16 protein-coding genes are annotated in these 17,901 nt (G+C 58.2%); 13 read left to right on the forward strand and 3 right to left on the reverse strand.

What is annotated here, in order from left to right:
• Positions 1-732: 732 nt before the first annotated feature.
• Together clpA and clpS are read right to left on the reverse strand one after the other, a co-directional pair.
• Positions 733-3,003 carry an ATP-dependent Clp protease ATP-binding subunit ClpA gene (gene clpA, locus SB725_RS28090; protein WP_027925125.1) on the reverse strand — a complete coding sequence of 757 codons (2,271 nt, stop codon included), beginning with the start codon at positions 3,001-3,003 and terminating at the stop codon, positions 733-735.
• A gap of 30 nt (positions 3,004-3,033) precedes the next feature.
• Positions 3,034-3,396, reverse strand: coding sequence for an ATP-dependent Clp protease adapter ClpS (gene clpS, locus SB725_RS28095; RefSeq protein WP_027925124.1), 363 nt, complete (start codon positions 3,394-3,396; stop codon positions 3,034-3,036).
• 225 nt (positions 3,397-3,621) lie between these two features.
• Between clpS and SB725_RS28100 the strand changes: the two genes are divergently transcribed.
• Positions 3,622-3,903, forward strand: a complete 282-nt coding sequence (locus SB725_RS28100) for a cold shock domain-containing protein (RefSeq protein WP_027925123.1) — start codon at positions 3,622-3,624, stop codon at positions 3,901-3,903.
• A gap of 61 nt (positions 3,904-3,964) precedes the next feature.
• Here the strand turns inward: SB725_RS28100 and icd are convergent, their stop codons facing one another.
• On the reverse strand, positions 3,965-5,221 hold the full coding sequence (gene icd, locus SB725_RS28105; RefSeq protein ID WP_027925122.1) for an NADP-dependent isocitrate dehydrogenase: 1,257 nt from the start codon (positions 5,219-5,221) through the stop codon (positions 3,965-3,967).
• Here icd and SB725_RS28110 point away from each other — a divergent pair.
• The 12 genes from SB725_RS28110 (at position 5,220) to SB725_RS28165 (ending at position 17,877) form a co-directional block, all read left to right on the forward strand.
• Positions 5,220-5,447 (forward strand): hypothetical protein, encoded by a 228-nt coding sequence (locus SB725_RS28110; RefSeq protein WP_032833628.1) that lies wholly within the window; start codon positions 5,220-5,222, stop codon positions 5,445-5,447. The two genes, icd and SB725_RS28110, sit on opposite strands and share 2 nt — an antisense overlap.
• A 267-nt stretch (positions 5,448-5,714) precedes the next feature.
• Positions 5,715-7,940: an NADP-dependent isocitrate dehydrogenase gene (locus SB725_RS28115; RefSeq protein WP_027925121.1), complete on the forward strand. Its 2,226-nt coding sequence runs from the start codon at positions 5,715-5,717 to the stop codon at positions 7,938-7,940.
• 105 nt (positions 7,941-8,045) lie between these two features.
• On the forward strand, positions 8,046-8,492 hold the full coding sequence (locus SB725_RS28120; protein WP_027925120.1) for an NUDIX hydrolase: 447 nt from the start codon (positions 8,046-8,048) through the stop codon (positions 8,490-8,492).
• Positions 8,493-8,551: 59 nt separating this feature from the next.
• Positions 8,552-9,685: a tRNA 2-thiouridine(34) synthase MnmA gene (mnmA, locus tag SB725_RS28125; RefSeq protein WP_027925119.1), complete on the forward strand. Its 1,134-nt coding sequence runs from the start codon at positions 8,552-8,554 to the stop codon at positions 9,683-9,685.
• Positions 9,682-10,305 (forward strand): high frequency lysogenization protein HflD, encoded by a 624-nt coding sequence (gene hflD / locus SB725_RS28130; protein WP_027925118.1) that lies wholly within the window; start codon positions 9,682-9,684, stop codon positions 10,303-10,305. Before mnmA ends, hflD begins: the two co-directional genes overlap by 4 nt.
• Positions 10,306-10,428: 123 nt before the next feature.
• Complete coding sequence (gene purB, locus SB725_RS28135; RefSeq protein ID WP_027925117.1) at positions 10,429-11,799, forward strand: adenylosuccinate lyase; 1,371 nt, start codon at positions 10,429-10,431, stop codon at positions 11,797-11,799.
• 86 nt (positions 11,800-11,885) lie between these two features.
• Complete coding sequence (locus SB725_RS28140; RefSeq protein ID WP_027925116.1) at positions 11,886-13,055, forward strand: cupin domain-containing protein; 1,170 nt, start codon at positions 11,886-11,888, stop codon at positions 13,053-13,055.
• Positions 13,048-13,473: a GNAT family N-acetyltransferase gene (locus SB725_RS28145; protein ID WP_027925115.1), complete on the forward strand. Its 426-nt coding sequence runs from the start codon at positions 13,048-13,050 to the stop codon at positions 13,471-13,473. Before SB725_RS28140 ends, SB725_RS28145 begins: the two co-directional genes overlap by 8 nt.
• A gap of 166 nt (positions 13,474-13,639) precedes the next feature.
• Positions 13,640-14,401 (forward strand): secretin N-terminal domain-containing protein, encoded by a 762-nt coding sequence (locus SB725_RS28150; protein ID WP_027925114.1) that lies wholly within the window; start codon positions 13,640-13,642, stop codon positions 14,399-14,401.
• Positions 14,402-14,875: 474 nt separating this feature from the next.
• Entirely contained in the window at positions 14,876-16,201 is a 1,326-nt protein-coding gene (aceA, locus tag SB725_RS28155; protein ID WP_027925113.1) for an isocitrate lyase, read from the forward strand.
• A gap of 577 nt (positions 16,202-16,778) precedes the next feature.
• The gene (locus SB725_RS28160; protein ID WP_003223812.1) at positions 16,779-17,192 is read left to right on the forward strand and encodes an NADH-quinone oxidoreductase subunit A; all 414 of its coding nucleotides are present in this window, start codon (positions 16,779-16,781) and stop codon (positions 17,190-17,192) included.
• Positions 17,193-17,202: 10 nt separating this feature from the next.
• Positions 17,203-17,877 (forward strand): NuoB/complex I 20 kDa subunit family protein, encoded by a 675-nt coding sequence (locus tag SB725_RS28165; protein ID WP_007946424.1) that lies wholly within the window; start codon positions 17,203-17,205, stop codon positions 17,875-17,877.
• Positions 17,878-17,901: the final 24 nt, after the last annotated feature.

The following is a 17,901-nucleotide window of genomic DNA, read 5'->3' on the forward strand; positions in this document are numbered from 1 at the left end:
GGACATTGCTAAACACCTTCGCCCTCTTGCATGAGTGAGTCAATCAACAAGGGCGACAGGTAGCCTGACACGGAGGGAACGCCTCAAAAGTAACCAAAAAGTCTTCGCCCCGGCGTACGGCGCCTCGCTGAGGCTCCGCGTACCCTCGCTACGGTGTCCATCAGGGGGCATCGCCTCCGGTCTGCTTCGCGACGACCTCCTCTCGATGTGTGCCGCCTAACCCCCTGATGGACACCTACGCTCGGCCTGCCGAAGGGGCGAAAGATCAAAAGATCGCAGCCTCGTTTCACTCGACAGCTCCTACAGGGGATGGGTGTGCATGTGCTTCTCACCACTCAACAGGATGAGCGTTAGCTCGGCTGCAGCTCTTGATCTTGATCCACGGGCGACATCGGAAGGCTGAGGGGAGGGATTCATCCGGGGTGGGAGCGCAGCGACCGTTCGACGAAGTCGAACACATCGAGAGGAGGTGCAGCGAAGCAAACCGGAGGCGATGCCCCCCGGATGGATCCCGGAGCGAAGGAACCCCGAGCCCCAGCGAGTGGGCCGAACGTAGGAGCAAGCGTTTTTTTGCTTACTTTTTTTAGGCGTTTGTAAAAAAAGTGAGTCGCCGTAAGGGCGAAACCGCCAGCCGCCGTTACCGCACCAACGGATATACACCCACCCCCCCAAACCCCAAACAGCAAAAAGGCGCCCGAAGGCGCCTTTCGCTTTACAACAGATCAACAGCCGTCAGGCCATCTCAGCCGTGGTCTCGAACTCGAAGGTCAGCTCGCCATCCTTCAGATCGATATGCACCACGCCACCATGGTCGGCGAGTTCGCCAAAGAGGATCTCTTCGGCCAGTGGACGCTTGATCTTGTCCTGGATCAAACGCGCCATTGGACGAGCACCCATTGCCGTGTCGTAGCCACCCACTGCCAGCCAGCCGCGCGCTGCGTCCGTCACTTCCAGCTGCACGCGCTTGTCTTCCAACTGCGCCTGAAGCTCGGTAAGGAACTTGTCCACCACGCTTTTGATGACCTCATGGCTGAGGCGACCAAACTGGATAATGGTGTCCAGACGGTTGCGGAACTCTGGCGTAAAGCTCTTCTTGATCACTTCCATCGCATCGGACGAGTGGTCCTGATGGGTGAAACCGATCGAAGCACGCGCCGCTGTTTCGGCACCGGCGTTGGTCGTCATGATGACGATCACGTTACGGAAATCCGCCTTGCGCCCGTTGTTATCGGTCAGCGTACCGTGGTCCATGACCTGCAGCAGCAGGTTAAAGACTTCCGGATGCGCCTTCTCGATCTCATCGAGCAACAGCACGCAGTGAGGCTGTTTGGTGATGGCTTCGGTCAGCAGACCGCCCTGATCGAACCCGACGTAGCCTGGAGGTGCACCGATCAGACGCGATACGGTGTGGCGCTCCATGTACTCGGACATGTCGAAGCGAACCAGTTCGATGCCCAACGCCTTGGCCAGTTGACGCGCCGCTTCGGTTTTACCGACACCGGTAGGCCCTGCGAACAGGAACGAACCGACAGGCTTGTCAGGCGACTTGAGGCCCGCACGGGACAGTTTGATCGCCGTCGACAACGAGTCGATGGCAGCATCCTGGCCAAATACGGTCAGCTTCAGGTCACGCTCAAGGTTACGCAGCAACTCTTTGTCGGAGCTGGTGACGTGCTTAGGCGGAATCCGGGCGATTTTCGCCACGATGTCCTCGACCTGAGGCACCTCGATGCGCTTCACACGCTTCTCGATTGGCTGCAGACGCTGATAGGCGCCCGCCTCGTCGATAACGTCGATCGCCTTGTCCGGCATGTGCCGGTCATTGATATAGCGCGAAGCCAGTTCAGCCGCCGCACGTAGCGCCTCATCACTGTATTCGATGTTGTGGTGCGCTTCGAAACGCCCTTTCAGGCCGCGCAGGATGCCAATGGTGTCTTCCACCGAAGGCTCCGACACATCGACCTTCTGGAAGCGTCGTGCCAGGGCACGGTCCTTCTCGAAGATCCCGCGGAATTCCTGGAACGTGGTCGAGCCGATGCAACGGATATCACCCGAGGACAGCAGCGGCTTGAGCAGGTTCGAGGCATCCATGACGCCACCGGACGCAGCACCCGCACCGATGATGGTGTGGATTTCGTCGATGAACAGGATCGCCTGCGGACGTTTTTTCAGCTCATTGAGCAGCGCCTTGAAGCGCTTCTCGAAATCACCACGGTATTTGGTCCCGGCCAGCAAGGCGCCCAAGTCGAGGGAATACACCACGCTGTTGGCCAGCAAATCCGGCACCTGGTTGTCGACAATGCGTTTGGCCAGGCCTTCGGCAATCGCGGTTTTACCCACGCCCGCCTCGCCCACCAACAGCGGATTGTTTTTACGACGGCGCGCCAGAATCTGTGCGACGCGTTCGACTTCCAGCTCACGGCCTACCAATGGATCGATTCGACCCTGGCGCGCGAGTTCGTTGAGGTTGCTGGCATAAGCATCCAGAGGATTGCCTGAAGATGAAGACTCACCGCCCTCGTCGTCCTGCATATCTTGCTCACCTTCAGAGTGATCGCCATGCCCGGGCACTTTGGAAATGCCATGGGCGATGTAGTTGACGACATCGATGCGCGCAACGCTCTGCTGTTTCAGCAGGAACACTGCCTGACTCTCTTGCTCACTGAAGATCGCGACCAGCACGTTGGCGCCAGTCACTTCGCGTTTGCCCGAGCTCTGTACGTGAAAAACAGCACGTTGCAGTACACGCTGGAAGCCCAGGGTTGGCTGGGTTTCACGATCCTCGTCATGGACAGGGATCAATGGCGTGGTGGAGTCGATGAACTCCTGCAGGTCATGCTTGAGTTTGTCGAGGTTTGCGCCGCACGCACGCAAAACAGTGGCGGCAGCCTCATTGTCCAATAGGGCCAGCAGGAGATGTTCGACGGTCATGAACTCATGACGCTTCGAACGGGCCTCCTTGAAGGCTAGATTGAGGGTGACTTCGAGCTCGCGGTTTAACATAGCTTCACCTCATACCCAAGTGGTCGGCGATTAACCGTCCTTCTCGATTTCACAGAGTAGCGGATGCTGGCTTTCCCTGGCGTACTGGTTGACCTGCATGGCCTTTGTCTCGGCGATGTCGCGGGTAAACACTCCACATACTGCCCGCCCTTCTGTATGGACGGCCAGCATGACCTTGGTCGCCAGCTCCCGATTCAGGTTAAAAAACACCTCGAGCACTTCGACGACGAAATCCATCGGTGTGTAGTCATCGTTGAACAAAACCACCTTGTACATCGGCGGCGCCTGTAACGCAGGCTTTGCCTCCTGAACAGCAATACCCGCTGAATCGTCGTCGTGTGAATCAGGATGATCCTGATTGAATGTTAGTCGAATCTGGCTGATTGCATGCATGGAAAGAAAGGTTCGTCAGTTGTGCTAATACAGTGGTGGGGGCGCCCAGGGACGATTTCAACACCGACCGCCCGGTCACCTTGACTATCGGGAAAACGGTGTTACAACCAATAGAGCCCACAGTGGGTAAAAAAGGTCCGCGGAGTCAATCTTAATTCCAAGATTAGACTGCGGATGTACTGGATGATACTCCAGTGATGGAGTCTGTTGCAGAGGGATATGAGCATGGCAGTCGGCAAGGTGAAATGGTTCAACAACGCCAAGGGATTCGGTTTCATTAACACCGACGCCAGAGAAGGTCGTGATGAGGATGGCAAGGAAATCGATTTCTTTACCCACTATTCGGCCATCAAGATGGAGGGCTACAAGACCCTCAAGGCCGGACAGGTCGTTTACTTCGAGATCGTTCAAGGCCCCAAGGGACTGCACGCCGTAAACATTGGGGCCGCCCCGTCAGTGAGCGAACCAGTCGCTCCCGCCACCCAGCAGGAGACGGTATCGAACTGACGCAACCGGCATTCAGACATGAAAAAACCGCCCGAGGGCGGTTTTTTTTGTACCAGCTCGCTTACATATGCGAGATCAGTGCATCACCAAAGCCGGAAGACGACACCAGCTTCGCGCCGTCCATCAGGCGTTCGAAGTCATAGGTCACGGTCTTGGCGGAAATCGCGCCGTTGGTGCCCTTGATGATCAGGTCGGCCGCTTCGGTCCAGCCCATGTGACGCAGCATCATTTCAGCAGACAGGATCAGCGAGCCCGGGTTGACCTGGTCCTTGCCGGCGTACTTCGGCGCAGTACCGTGGGTCGCTTCGAACATGGCAATGGTGTCGGACAGGTTGGCACCCGGCGCGATACCGATACCGCCCACTTCCGCCGCCAGGGCGTCGGAGAGGTAGTCGCCGTTCAGGTTCAAGGTCGCGATCACATCGTATTCGGCCGGGCGCAGCAGGATCTGCTGGAGCATGGCGTCGGCGATGGCGTCCTTGACGATGACGTTCTTGCCGGTTTTCGGGTTCTTGAACTGCATCCACGGACCGCCGTCGAGCAGGGTCGCGCCGAACTCTTCAGCCGCCACTTCGTAGGCCCATTCCTTGAAGGCACCTTCGGTGAACTTCATGATGTTGCCTTTGTGCACGATGGTCAGCGAGTCGCGGTCGTTGTCGACCACATACTGCAGGGCCTTGCGCGCCAGGCGCTTGGTGCCTTGCAGCGAAACCGGCTTGATGCCGATACCGCAGTTTTCGTCGAAACGGATCTTGGTGACACCCATTTCATCTTTAAGAAACTTGATGACTTTGGTTGCTTCCGGCGAACCGGCTTTCCACTCGATACCGGCATAGATGTCTTCCGAGTTCTCACGGAAAATCGTCATGTCGACGTCGCCTGGCTTTTTCACCGGGCTAGGCACGCCTTCGAACCAGCGCACAGGGCGCAGGCACACATAAAGGTCGAGTTGCTGACGCAGGGCCACGTTCAGGGAACGGATGCCGCCACCGACCGGGGTGGTCAGAGGGCCCTTGATGGAAACCACGTAATCTTTAACTGCGTCCAGGGTTTCCTGGGGTAGCCAGGTGTCCTGATCGTAAACCTGAGTCGCTTTTTCCCCGGCGTAGACTTCCATCCAGGAAATTTTGCGCTCGCCGCCGTAAGCCTTCTTAACAGCAGCATCGACAACCTTGATCATGACCGGGCTGATATCAACACCAATACCATCGCCTTCGATGAAGGGGATGATCGGGTTGTTAGGAACATTGAGAGAATGGTCCGCGTTGACGGTGATTTTGTCGCCGACTGCTGGAACCTGAATCTTCTTGTATCCCATGCTGAACTCCATTGTTTGGATTGAACATCTGGCTTCGTTCGAGCGTAACCCAGTTAAATCGGCGCGCAAACCCTATGTTCCATCCATCTGCCGCAAAGCTGCATTCCTCGCGGGCTACAAGCCTGAAAGCAAAGGGAAAAGCGCCAAAGTCGAGCACGACGAACGACTCTACGCCCCACTCGCCCCTGCGACCTTTAGACCAATGGACGATATTCCTTACTCATGAACCATCGGCAGATTGCCAGCTACCTATGTATAATGCCGCCGCTGACTAAAGGGTCACGACGGTGGAGAGGCTCTATGACGAGACTTTCCGCCCTATAAGCCGGTCTGTTACCGCAGTCCGAATGCTTGACGCCCTACTGATGCACCCAACATCACAGCAACGAAACCTCGATATTCGGCTCATGGATGACTTTGAACGAACGCGCTTACCCGGCGCCCCTCGAGTTTCTGCGCACGCTTTAGCAAAGAAGAGAGAGTTAATCCGAATATGCCCACCCGCTCGAAGATCATCTATACCTTCACCGACGAAGCCCCAGCCCTCGCCACCTATTCACTGTTGCCTATCGTAGAGGCCTTCACCGCCTCGGCCGATATCGCCGTTGAAACCCGCGATATCTCTCTTGCAGGACGCATTCTGGCCAGCTTCCCCGAGCAACTGGGTGATAAAGCCGTAGCCGACCACCTCGCCGAACTGGGCGACCTGGCTGTTACGCCTGAAGCCAACATCATCAAGCTGCCGAACATCAGTGCTTCGGTACCGCAGCTGCAAGCCGCCATCAAAGAACTGCAAGCCCAGGGCTTCGCCGTTCCTGACTACCCGGAAACCGTGACCAGCGACGCCGACAAGCTCGCCAAGTCGCGCTACGACAAGATCAAGGGCAGCGCCGTAAACCCGGTTCTGCGCGAAGGCAACTCCGATCGTCGCGCACCGCTGTCGGTCAAGAATTACGCTCGCAAGCACCCGCACAAAATGGGCGCTTGGGCTAAAGACTCCAAGTCTCACGTTGCGCACATGAGCGCCGGCGATTTCTACGGCAGCGAAAAAGCCGCCCTGATCGAAGCCGCTGACGCCGTCAAAATCGAACTGATCGCTCAAGACGGCACCACCACCGTCCTGAAAGAAAAAACCACCGTACAAGCCGGTGAGATCCTCGATTGCGCGGTCATGAGCAAAAACGCTCTGCGCAGCTTCATCGCTGCCGAGATCGAAGACGCCAAAGCCAAGGGCGTGCTGCTGTCGGTTCACCTCAAAGCCACCATGATGAAGGTCTCCGACCCGATCATGTTCGGCCAGATCGTTGCCGAGTTCTATAAAGACGCACTGGCCAAGCACGCTGACGTGCTGGCGCAGATCGGCTTCAACCTGAACAACGGCATCGGCGACCTGTACGCTCGCATCAAAGCCCTGCCGGCTGAGCAGCAAGCGCAGATCGAAGCGGACATCCAGGCGGTCTACGCCGTTCGTCCGTCGTTGGCCATGGTCAACTCCGACAAAGGCATCACCAACCTGCACGTGCCGAGCGACGTCATCGTCGACGCCTCGATGCCAGCCATGATCCGTGACTCCGGCAAAATGTGGGGCACCGACGGCCAGCTGCACGACACCAAGGCGGTGATCCCGGATCGCTGCTACGCAACCATCTACCAGGCCGTGATCGAAGACTGCAAAGTCAACGGTGCTTTCGACCCAACCACCATGGGCAGCGTGCCAAACGTTGGCCTGATGGCGAAGAAAGCCGAAGAGTACGGTTCGCACGACAAGACTTTCCAGATCAAGACCAACGGTGTGGTTCGGGTTTCCGACAGCGCCGGTCGCACCCTGCTGGAACAGTCGGTTGAAGCCGGCGACACCTTCCGCATGTGCCAGACCAAAGACGCGCCGATCCAGGACTGGGTCAAACTGGCCGTCAACCGTGCTCGCGCCAGCAGCACTCCGGCGATTTTCTGGCTGGACCCGATGCGCGCCCACGATGGCGTAGTGATCGAGAAAGTTCAGGCTTACCTGAAGGATCACGACACGGCCGGCCTGGACATCCAGATCATGGCGCCTGTCGACGCGATGAAGTTCACCCTGCAACGCACTCGCGAAGGCAAGGACACCATCTCGGTGACCGGCAACGTATTGCGCGACTACCTGACTGACCTGTTCCCGATCATGGAACTGGGCACCAGCGCCAAGATGCTGTCGATCGTTCCGCTGATGAATGGCGGCGGCCTGTTCGAAACCGGCGCTGGCGGTTCGGCGCCGAAGCACGTGCAACAGCTGCTGGAAGAAAACTTCCTGCGTTGGGATTCCCTGGGCGAGTTCCTGGCCCTGGCCGCGTCCCTTGAGCACCTGGGTGTGACGTACAACAACCCTAAGGCGCTGGTTCTGGCCAAGACCCTGGATCAGGCCACCGGCCAGTTCCTGGACAACAACAAGTCGCCATCGCGCAAAGTCGGCAACATCGACAACCGCGGCAGCCACTTCTACCTGGCGCTGTACTGGGCTCAGGCCCTGGCCGCCCAGACTGAAGACGCTGCACTGCAAGCGCAGTTCGCGACCCTGGCCAAAACCCTGACCGAGAACGAAGCAACCATCGTTGCCGAGCTCAACGCCGTTCAGGGCAAGCCAGTGGACATCGGCGGTTACTACCACGCCAATGCCGAGCTGATCAGCAAGGCCATGCGCCCTAGCCCAACCTTCAACGCAGCGGTTGCTGCGCTGGTTTAAGGTTGTAAGGATGCATCACAAACCCCGGCCAAGCGCCGGGGTTTGTGTTTTCAGGCTCACTCCTACACTTAACTGCATTTACACCTTGGAAATCGAGGAAGCTTCATGGACTGGAAACCCCACATCACCGTCGCCACCATCGTCGAGGACAATGGCCGCTTCCTGATGGTCGAAGAACTCAAGCACGACCGTATCGTACTCAATCAACCCGCCGGCCACCTCGACCCGAATGAAACGCTGATCGAAGCCGCGGTACGCGAAACCCTCGAAGAAACCGGCTGGGACGTTGAAGCCACCGGTGTAGTCGGCATTTACCTGTACACCGCCCCGAGCAACGGCGTGACTTACCAGCGTGTCTGCTTCACGGCAAAACCGCTCAAACACCACCCGGATTATCAGCTGGATGACGGCATCGTCGGCGCCAAGTGGCTGACGCGTGACGAATTGCTGGAACAGCGCGCAAACTGGCGCAGTGAGCTAATCATCCGCTGTATCGATGATTATCTGGACGGCAATCACTTCGGTCTCGAACTGATCCGCCCTTCTCTTTAGCCTTGCGGGCTCCAGCCTGCTAGAATCGCGTCCTTTTTCAAGACACTCATTGAATCCCTATGCGTGATCCAGCCCCTTCTGACACACAAAAGAAGCGCGTCATTGTCGGCATGTCCGGCGGCGTGGACTCTTCCGTTTCCGCTCTCCTGTTGATCGAGCAGGGCTATGAGGTGGAAGGCCTGTTCATGAAGAACTGGGAAGAAGACGATGGAACGGAATACTGCACCGCCATGGACGACCTGGCGGATGCGCAGGCTGTGTGCGACAAAATCGGTATCAAGCTGCACACCGCCAACTTCGCCGCCGAGTACTGGGACAACGTGTTCGAGCACTTCCTGGCCGAATACAAGGCCGGTCGCACGCCGAACCCGGACATCCTGTGCAACCGCGAGATCAAGTTCAAGGCGTTCCTCGACTACGCCATGGTGCTCGGCGCCGACCTGATCGCCACCGGCCACTACGTGCGCCGCCGCGATATCGACGGTCGCACCGAACTGCTCAAGGGCCTGGACGCGAACAAGGACCAGAGCTACTTCCTGCACGCCGTCGGCGGCGAACAGATCGCCAAGACCCTGTTCCCGGTCGGCGAGCTGGAAAAGCCTGAAGTCCGTGCGATTGCCGAGAAATACGAACTGGCGACCGCTAAGAAAAAGGACTCCACCGGTATCTGCTTTATCGGCGAACGTCGTTTCAGCGACTTCCTCAAGCAATACCTGCCAGCGCAGCCCGGCGAGATCAAGACCACCGAAGGCGAAGTGATCGGCCGTCACCACGGCTTGATGTACCACACCATCGGTCAGCGTCAGGGCCTGGGCATCGGCGGTTTGAAAGACGCCAGTGACGAGCCGTGGTACGTGCTGATCAAGGACCTGGAACACAACGAACTGATCGTTGGCCAGGGCAATGACCACCCGTACCTGTTCTCCCGTGCCCTGCTCGCTTCGGACATCTATTGGGTCAACCCGATTGATCTGACCGAGCCGCGCAAGTTGACCGCCAAGGTCCGCTATCGCCAAAGCGACCAGCCCTGCACGCTGGAGAAAACCGCTACCGGCTACCGCGCGACCTTCGATGACCCGCAGCGCGCGGTCACCCCAGGGCAATCCGTGGTGTTTTACGACGGTGAAATCTGCCTGGGTGGCGGCGTTATCGAAATTGCCGAGCCGTGGACCAGCAAAGGCCAGCCACAATGAGCCCGACTCAGGAGCAACTGACGGCGCTGGGCGGCGTGTTTCTCGCTGCCGTCCTCGTCGACAAGATTGCCAAGACCGGCCAGACCACCGAAGCCGGCCTGACCTGCATGCTCGGCAGCCTGCTGATTCGCGACCCCAAGGACACGCTGGAAGTCTACGGCGGTGACGACCTCAATCTGCGCGAAGGTTATCGCGCGCTGGTGGGCGCACTTGAACGCGACCCGAGCGCCCTTCAACGCGAACCTTTGCGTTACGCCCTGGCGATGCTCGGTCTGGAGCGTCAACTGGCCAAGCGTGGCGACATGCTGGACGTGATCGGCAAGCGCTTGCCGCAGATTCAATCCCAGGTCGAACACTTCGGCCCGGCCCACGAAAACGTGATCGCCGCGTGTGGCGCACTGTACCAGGACACCCTGAGCACGCTGCGCCAACGGATTCAGGTCCACGGCGACATGCGCAACCTGCAACAGCCAAGCAATGCCTCGAAAATCCGCGCCCTGTTGCTGGCCGGAATTCGCTCGGCGCGCCTGTGGCGGCAGTTGGGCGGTCATCGCTGGCAGCTGGTGATCAGCCGACGCAAATTGTTGAAAGAGCTTTACCCCTTGATGCGTAACGAATAAGTCGCGCAGACAAGTTTTACTCCGCATTACGCGTAATACGCCGGTCAGTTGGCAACGGACCGACGGATTTTTTCATGTATGATACGCGCCCCATTTCGTTGCCCGACTGTCCGAGAACACCCCATGCAGCTTTCTTCGCTCACTGCGGTTTCCCCTGTTGACGGCCGCTACGCCGGCAAAACCCAGGCCCTGCGCCCGATTTTCAGTGAATACGGCCTGATCCGTGCTCGCGTTCTGGTTGAAGTGCGTTGGCTCCAGCGCCTGGCCGCTCACCCTGGTATCAGCGAAGTGCCGGCGTTCTCCGCCGAAGCCAACGCTGTGCTGAACACCCTGGCGGAAAACTTCGCTCTGGAGCACGCCGAGCGTGTCAAAGAGATCGAGCGCACCACCAACCACGACGTCAAAGCCATCGAATACCTGCTCAAAGAGCAAGCGGCCAAGCTGCCAGAACTGGCTGCCGTCAGCGAGTTCATCCACTTTGCCTGCACCAGCGAGGACATCAACAACCTGTCCCACGCCCTGATGCTGCGCGAAGGCCGTGATGACGTGATGCTGCCGCTGATGCGCCAAACCGCCGAAGCCATCCGCGAACTGGCCATCCGTTTTGCCGACGTACCCATGCTGTCGCGTACCCACGGTCAACCGGCTTCGCCGACTACCCTGGGCAAAGAGCTGGCGAACGTGGTTTACCGTCTCGAGCGTCAAATCGCTCAGGTCGCTGCCGTACCGCTGCTGGGCAAGATCAACGGCGCTGTCGGCAACTACAACGCTCACCTGTCGGCCTACCCTGAGATCGACTGGGAAGAAAACGCCCGCGCCTTTATCGAAGACGAGCTGGGCCTGGGTTTCAACCCGTACACCACGCAAATCGAACCGCACGACTACATCGCCGAGCTGTTCGACGCGATTGCGCGCTTCAACACCATCCTGATCGACTTCGACCGCGACATCTGGGGCTACATCTCCCTGGGTTATTTCAAACAGCGCACCATCGCTGGCGAAATCGGTTCGTCGACCATGCCGCACAAGGTCAACCCGATCGACTTCGAAAACTCCGAAGGCAATCTGGGCATCGCCAACGCACTGTTCCAGCATTTGGCGAGCAAACTGCCAATCTCCCGCTGGCAGCGTGACCTGACCGACTCCACCGTGCTGCGCAACCTCGGTGTCGGCTTCGCCCACAGTGTGATCGCGTACGAAGCCAGCCTCAAAGGCATCAGCAAGCTTGAGCTGAACGCTCAAAAGATCGCCGCCGACCTGGACGCTTGCTGGGAAGTGCTGGCCGAGCCAATCCAGACCGTGATGCGCCGCTACAACATCGAAAACCCGTACGAAAAGCTGAAAGAACTGACCCGCGGCAAAGGCATCAGCCCAGAAGCGCTGCAGACTTTCATCGACGGCCTGGACATGCCAGCCGCCGCCAAGGCCGAGCTGAAATTGCTCACCCCGGCGAACTACATCGGCAACGCTGTAGAGCAAGCCAAACGTATCTGATTGACCGCTGGACCTGCTTGAGACGCCCGGCCGCGCCGGGCGTTTTTATTCCTGTCTAAAAAGTAGTTTTTTTCAATAGGTTACACATGAATCCTGACATTCCTCTTCAACTTCTGGGCGGCATCACGGCGCGCGAATTCCTGCGCGACTACTGGCAGAAAAAACCGCTGCTGATCCGCCAGGCGATTCCTGATTTCGAAAGCCCGATCGACGCCGACGAACTGGCCGGCCTGGCGCTGGAAGAAGAAGTCGAATCGCGTCTGGTGATCGAGAACGGCGAGCGCCCATGGGAATTGCGCCGCGGCCCGTTCGCCGAAGACGAATTCAGCAAACTGCCGGAACGTGACTGGACCCTGCTGGTTCAAGCGGTCGATCAGTTTGTGCCGGAAGTCAGCGAACTGCTGGAAAACTTCCGCTTTCTGCCGAGCTGGCGCGTAGACGATGTGATGATCAGCTTCGCCGCCCCCGGTGGCAGCGTCGGCCCGCACTTCGACAACTACGACGTGTTCCTGCTGCAAGGCCACGGCAAGCGCAACTGGAAAATCGGCCAGATGTGCGATGCCGAGAGCAAGCTGCTGCCCCACGCAGACCTGCGCATCCTCGCTGAATTCGAAGCCACCGAAGAGTGGGTTCTGGAACCGGGCGACATGCTGTACTTGCCACCACGCCTGGCTCACTGCGGCGTCGCGGTCGATGACTGCATGACGTACTCGGTGGGCTTCCGTGCGCCGAGCGCCGCTGAAGTGCTGACCCACTTCACTGACTTCCTCAGCCAGTTCCTGACGGACGAAGAGCGTTACACCGACGCCGACGCCCTGCCTGCGGTCGATCCACACCAGATCCAGCACGACGCCCTTGATCGCCTGAAAAGCCTGCTGGCCGAGCACATGAGCGACGAGCGCCTGCTGCTGACCTGGTTTGGCCAGTACATGACCGAACCGCGCTACCCGGAACTGGTGGTTGGCCCGGAAGAGATCGAGGAAGACGACCTGCTCGCCAGCCTTGAGCAAGGCGCCGTTCTGATCCGCAACCCAAGCGCCCGCCTCGCCTGGTCCGAAGTCGATGACGACCTGCTGCTGTTCGCCAGCGGCCAGAGCCGTTACCTGCCGGGCAAGTTGCGCGAACTGCTGAAAATGATTTGCGCCGCTGACGCGCTGCACATCGACAACCTCGGCGAATGGCTGATTGACGAAGACGGTCGTGGCCTGATCTGCGAATTGATCAAGCAAGGCAGCCTGGGGTTTGCTGATGAATAAAATTCACGTACGTGTCGCAGACTGGCAGAAGGACATCGCCGAGATCCGGCGCATTCGTGAGACGGTATTCATCGCCGAGCAATCCGTTCCACCTGAGCTGGAATGGGATGCCGATGACGCCACCGCGGTGCATTTCCTGGCCTTCGAAGGCGACTTCCCGATTGGCACCGCTCGCCTGCTGCCCGATGGTCACATCGGCCGGGTTTCGGTGCTCAAGGACTGGCGTGGCCTGAAGGTCGGCGATGCACTGATGCATGCAGTGATTGGTGAAGCGGAGAAACGCGGGCTGAAGCAGCAACAGCTCAGCGCGCAAGTGCAGGCCACGGCGTTCTATGAGCGCCTGGGTTTTCACATCCTCAGCGAGGAGTTCCTGGAAGCCGGGATTCCGCATGTGGACATGGTGCGTCACTCGGCTTGATACCGAGCCCCCCCCATCGCGAGCTCACGATGAGGCCCGCAAGAACACCACAAAACGCCCCGCCATTTTCGGATGCCGGGGCGTTTTGCTGTCTACGATTCAACTTGCACCACGCCGGGCCGACAAACTGGCACTATCAAGGCATTAGAAGTCGGAGATAACGGATATGTCCCTACGCACCCTGCTCACCACCCTGTTGCTGACCTGCAGTTTTTCAGCCATGGCTGCCACCGAGATCGTGCCCCTCAAGTTTCGCACCAGCGCCGACATGCTGCCCATGGCGCAGGATTTCATTGGCAAGGAAGGCCAGGTCAGCGCCTATGGCAATCAGCTGATCGTCAACGCAGATCAACGCAAGATCGACGAACTTAAAGCCCTGATCAGCCAACTCGACGTCGCCGCCAAGCGCTTGCTGATTACCGTCGACACCAATGAAAACAACTTTCAAGGCGATCAGGGCGCCTCGGTCAACGGTGCCAAGCCAAGCCAGACCCGAATCATCAATTACAGCACCGACAGCCGTGACGGTGGCATCCAGCAGATTCAGGCCAGCGAAGGCACCCCCGCCCTGATTCAGGTCGGCCAAAGCGTGCCACTCACCAGCTCACAGACCGATTCCTACGGTGATCTGCGCAGCCAAACCGAATACCGCAACGTCACTCAAGGTTTCTACGTCACCGCCAGCGTCACCGGCGACATCGTTCACTTGGCGATCAGTACCAACCGTGACCGCATGAGCCAGGAACGTCCCGATGTAGTGAACGTGCAAAGTACCGACACAACTGTCACGGGCCGCCTCGGCGAATGGATCCTGCTGGCCGGCGTCAATCGCCAGACCCAAGCCGACAAACAGGGCACGAGCCGCAACTACGCTACTCAGGGCCGGGATGACATGACCCTGCGGGTGAAAGTCGATACTTTGGACTAAACCACCGAAAACTGACTGATTAGTCGTATTAGACCAAAGATGTAGTGCCTGAAAAAAAGCACTACAAAACGTTTGACGATCGAAAAAAGCAAAGGCATGATGGCCTCGCTCCCGCTAATCAGGGGCCCTGGCAAGGGCCTTCGAAGCGATGCTCGCACCTACCCCGCGAGCCGCTTCGTGTCTGTACCGCCCACAAGGTGTGTTTGACGAGGTTGCCGACTGGAACGAAGTTGTCCCGAGGGACGGAAGCGTAATTAGGTAACCCGGCTTCACACTGATGTTTGCACCAAGGCCCACGATGCCCCAATGCGTTCGCCAGTTTGCCCTTACCTGCTCACTTCCCCTCGAGCCCATCGTTCATCCTGTCGACACCCCCGCCAAATCCGACTTGACCACCTAGCTTCTGGTCAGCGAGCGCATGAATTTTCCACCGCAGAACAACTTTCCGTAAAAGACGCGACGAGGTTTATCTCCATGGCACTGACACGCGAACAGCAAATTGCAGCCCTCGAAAAAGACTGGGCTGAAAACCCACGCTGGAAAGGCGTGACTCGCGCTTACTCCGCTGCTGACGTCGTCCGCCTGCGTGGCTCGGTTCAACCTGAGCACACCTTTGCAAAAATGGGCGCCGAAAAGCTGTGGAACCTGGTCACCCAGGGCGCCAAGCCATCCTTCCGTCCCGAGAAAGATTTCGTCAACTGCATGGGCGCCCTGACTGGCGGCCAGGCTGTACAGCAAGTTAAAGCCGGTATCCAGGCGATCTACCTGTCGGGCTGGCAAGTTGCTGCGGACAACAACTCCGCCGAATCGATGTACCCGGACCAGTCGCTGTACCCGGTGGATTCCGTTCCAACCGTGGTCAAGCGCATCAACAACTCGTTCCGTCGTGCTGACCAGATCCAGTGGAAAGCCGGCAAAGGCCCGGGCGACGAAGGCTACATCGACTACTTCGCTCCAATCGTGGCTGACGCTGAAGCCGGTTTCGGCGGCGTACTGAACGCTTACGAGCTGATGAAGAGCATGATCGAAGCAGGCGCCGCTGGCGTTCACTTCGAAGACCAACTGGCTTCCGTGAAAAAATGCGGCCACATGGGCGGCAAGGTACTGGTTCCTACCCAGGAAGCTGTACAGAAGCTGACCGCTGCCCGTCTGGCAGCTGACGTTGCCGGTACGCCGACCATCATCCTGGCCCGTACCGACGCTAACGCTGCTGACCTGCTGACTTCCGACTGCGACCCGTACGACCAGCCATTCGTGACTGGCGAACGTACCCAGGAAGGCTTCTACAAAGTGCGCGCCGGTCTGGACCAGGCCATCGCTCGCGGCCTGGCTTACGCGCCGTACGCCGACCTGATCTGGTGCGAAACCGCCAAGCCGGATCTGGACGAGGCTCGTCGCTTCGCTGAAGCGATCAAAAAGGAATACCCGGACCAACTGCTGTCGTACAACTGCTCGCCTTCCTTCAACTGGAAGAAAAACCTGGACGACGCGACCATCGCCAAGTTCCAGCGCGAACTGTCCGCCATGGGTTACAAGCACCAGTTCATCACCCTGGCCGGCATTCACAACATGTGGCACAGCATGTTCAACCTGGCGCACGACTACGCCCGCAACGACATGACTGCCTACGTGAAACTGCAAGAGCAAGAGTTCGCTGACGCCGCCAAGGGTTACACCTTCGTGGCTCACCAGCAGGAAGTGGGCACCGGCTACTTCGACGACATGACCACTGTGATTCAAGGTGGCACGTCTTCGGTAACCGCACTGACCGGTTCGACTGAAGAAGAACAGTTCCACTGATCTGCTTCGCCTGAACGATCGGCCGCTGCGGACCGACTAGAAAGCTAACCGCAACGCCGCACATCTGACGCCCCGACTGGTTCGGGGCGTTTTTTTGCCCGCGATTTAATGAACACCGCCAAATCCTGTGAGAGCCGGGCTTGCCCGGCTCTCACAGGGATGGTGGCGCCCGAAGAAAACATTGATCCAGAGCGGTATCGCCGTCAGAAAAATCCGCTAAAAAGGTCGCCTTCACTACTTGCTGTAGCGCATATAAAAGGCAACTTCCCGGCCCCAACCCGGATAACCAGATTAAAAACCACCGCAAACAATATTGATTATCATTCAGGCGCAACTATGTTCGTTACATTCCCTACAAAACAATATTGATGAAAACCCGGCTAATGCCCGCAACGCATGGGCTGGGGGACTTTGGAGGTGCGCTATGTCCTTATTCCTGTAAATAATTTCGCTATAGGAATTTTACTTGCTGAGTGTTGTGCCATAAAATCAGCGGGATTGATTGCTGCGACATATCGTCACTGCTTTGTTTCTTTTCAAGCTCAGAGACCTTTGCTCTCTGTTAAGGATTACCAGCATGCCCGAAGCGACAGGACTCATGGCCCACAACTGGGGCTTTGCCATTTTCCTTCTGGGCGTTGTCGGCCTCTGCGCCTTCATGCTCGGCGTCTCCAGCCTCCTCGGGTCAAAAGCCTGGGGCCGCAGCAAAAACGAACCGTTCGAATCCGGCATGCTGCCTACAGGTGGCGCCCGTCTGCGGCTCTCAGCCAAATTCTATCTGGTCGCGATGCTCTTCGTGATCTTCGATATCGAAGCCCTCTTTCTCTTTGCATGGTCTGTGTCCGTCCGCGAAAGCGGCTGGACCGGATTCGTCGAAGCTCTCGTTTTCATAGCAATTCTGTTGGCAGGCCTTGTCTACCTATTCCGAGTGGGCGCCCTTGACTGGGCTCCGGAAGCTCGTCGTAAGCGGCAAGCGAAGCTGAAACAATGAGGCTTTGGCAATGCAATACAATCTCACCAGGATCGACCCCGATGCTCCTAACGAGCAGTATCCGATTGGCGAACGGGAAACCGTTTCCGATCCGTTAGAAGATCAAGTCCACAAAAACATCTTCATGGGCAAGCTCGAAGACGTGCTTAACGGCACGATCAACTGGGGGCGCAAGAACTCCCTGTGGCCGTATAACTTCGGTCTTTCGTGCTGCTACGTGGAAATGACCACCGCCTTCACGGCGCCCCACGACATCGCGCGCTTTGGCGCCGAGGTTATCCGGGCATCGCCGCGCCAGGCGGATTTCATGGTTATCGCCGGTACCTGCTTCATCAAGATGGCGCCGATCATTCAGCGTCTCTACGAGCAAATGCTCGAACCTAAATGGGTTATCTCCATGGGTTCGTGCGCCAACTCCGGTGGCATGTACGACATCTACTCTGTCGTTCAAGGGGTGGACAAGTTCCTGCCCGTGGACGTCTACGTGCCTGGCTGCCCGCCCCGTCCTGAAGCGTTCCTGCAAGGCTTGATGCTCTTGCAAGAGTCGATTGGACAGGAGCGTCGTCCGCTTTCCTGGGTCGTTGGGGATCAAGGCGTCTACCGCGCCGAGATGCCTTCCGAGAAGGAAAAGCGCCGCGAACAGCGAATCGCAGTCACCAACCTGCGCAGCCCCGACGAAGTCTGATCCAGATCTGCTTCTTTAATAGAA

Origin of the sequence: Pseudomonas sp. SIMBA_041, from assembly GCF_046535095.1 — a bacterium.
Lineage (GTDB): Bacteria > Pseudomonadota > Gammaproteobacteria > Pseudomonadales > Pseudomonadaceae > Aquipseudomonas > Aquipseudomonas mucoides.

Coding starts and splice junctions, on each gene's coding strand:
- SB725_RS28100 (WP_027925123.1), top strand. CDS start 3,622: ATGGCAGTCGGCAAGGTGAAATGGTTCAACAACGCCAAGGGATTCGGT.
- SB725_RS28165 (WP_007946424.1), top strand. CDS start 17,203: ATGCAATACAATCTCACCAGGATCGACCCCGATGCTCCTAACGAGCAG.
- purB (WP_027925117.1), top strand. CDS start 10,429: ATGCAGCTTTCTTCGCTCACTGCGGTTTCCCCTGTTGACGGCCGCTAC.
- SB725_RS28120 (WP_027925120.1), top strand. CDS start 8,046: ATGGACTGGAAACCCCACATCACCGTCGCCACCATCGTCGAGGACAAT.
- SB725_RS28140 (WP_027925116.1), top strand. CDS start 11,886: ATGAATCCTGACATTCCTCTTCAACTTCTGGGCGGCATCACGGCGCGC.
- SB725_RS28115 (WP_027925121.1), top strand. CDS start 5,715: ATGCCCACCCGCTCGAAGATCATCTATACCTTCACCGACGAAGCCCCA.
- hflD (WP_027925118.1), top strand. CDS start 9,682: ATGAGCCCGACTCAGGAGCAACTGACGGCGCTGGGCGGCGTGTTTCTC.
- SB725_RS28145 (WP_027925115.1), top strand. CDS start 13,048: ATGAATAAAATTCACGTACGTGTCGCAGACTGGCAGAAGGACATCGCC.
- icd (WP_027925122.1), bottom strand. CDS start 5,221: ATGGGATACAAGAAGATTCAGGTTCCAGCAGTCGGCGACAAAATCACC.
- clpA (WP_027925125.1), bottom strand. CDS start 3,003: ATGTTAAACCGCGAGCTCGAAGTCACCCTCAATCTAGCCTTCAAGGAG.
- SB725_RS28110 (WP_032833628.1), top strand. CDS start 5,220: ATGCTGAACTCCATTGTTTGGATTGAACATCTGGCTTCGTTCGAGCGT.
- SB725_RS28150 (WP_027925114.1), top strand. CDS start 13,640: ATGTCCCTACGCACCCTGCTCACCACCCTGTTGCTGACCTGCAGTTTT.
- aceA (WP_027925113.1), top strand. CDS start 14,876: ATGGCACTGACACGCGAACAGCAAATTGCAGCCCTCGAAAAAGACTGG.
- SB725_RS28160 (WP_003223812.1), top strand. CDS start 16,779: ATGCCCGAAGCGACAGGACTCATGGCCCACAACTGGGGCTTTGCCATT.
- clpS (WP_027925124.1), bottom strand. CDS start 3,396: ATGCATGCAATCAGCCAGATTCGACTAACATTCAATCAGGATCATCCT.
- mnmA (WP_027925119.1), top strand. CDS start 8,552: ATGCGTGATCCAGCCCCTTCTGACACACAAAAGAAGCGCGTCATTGTC.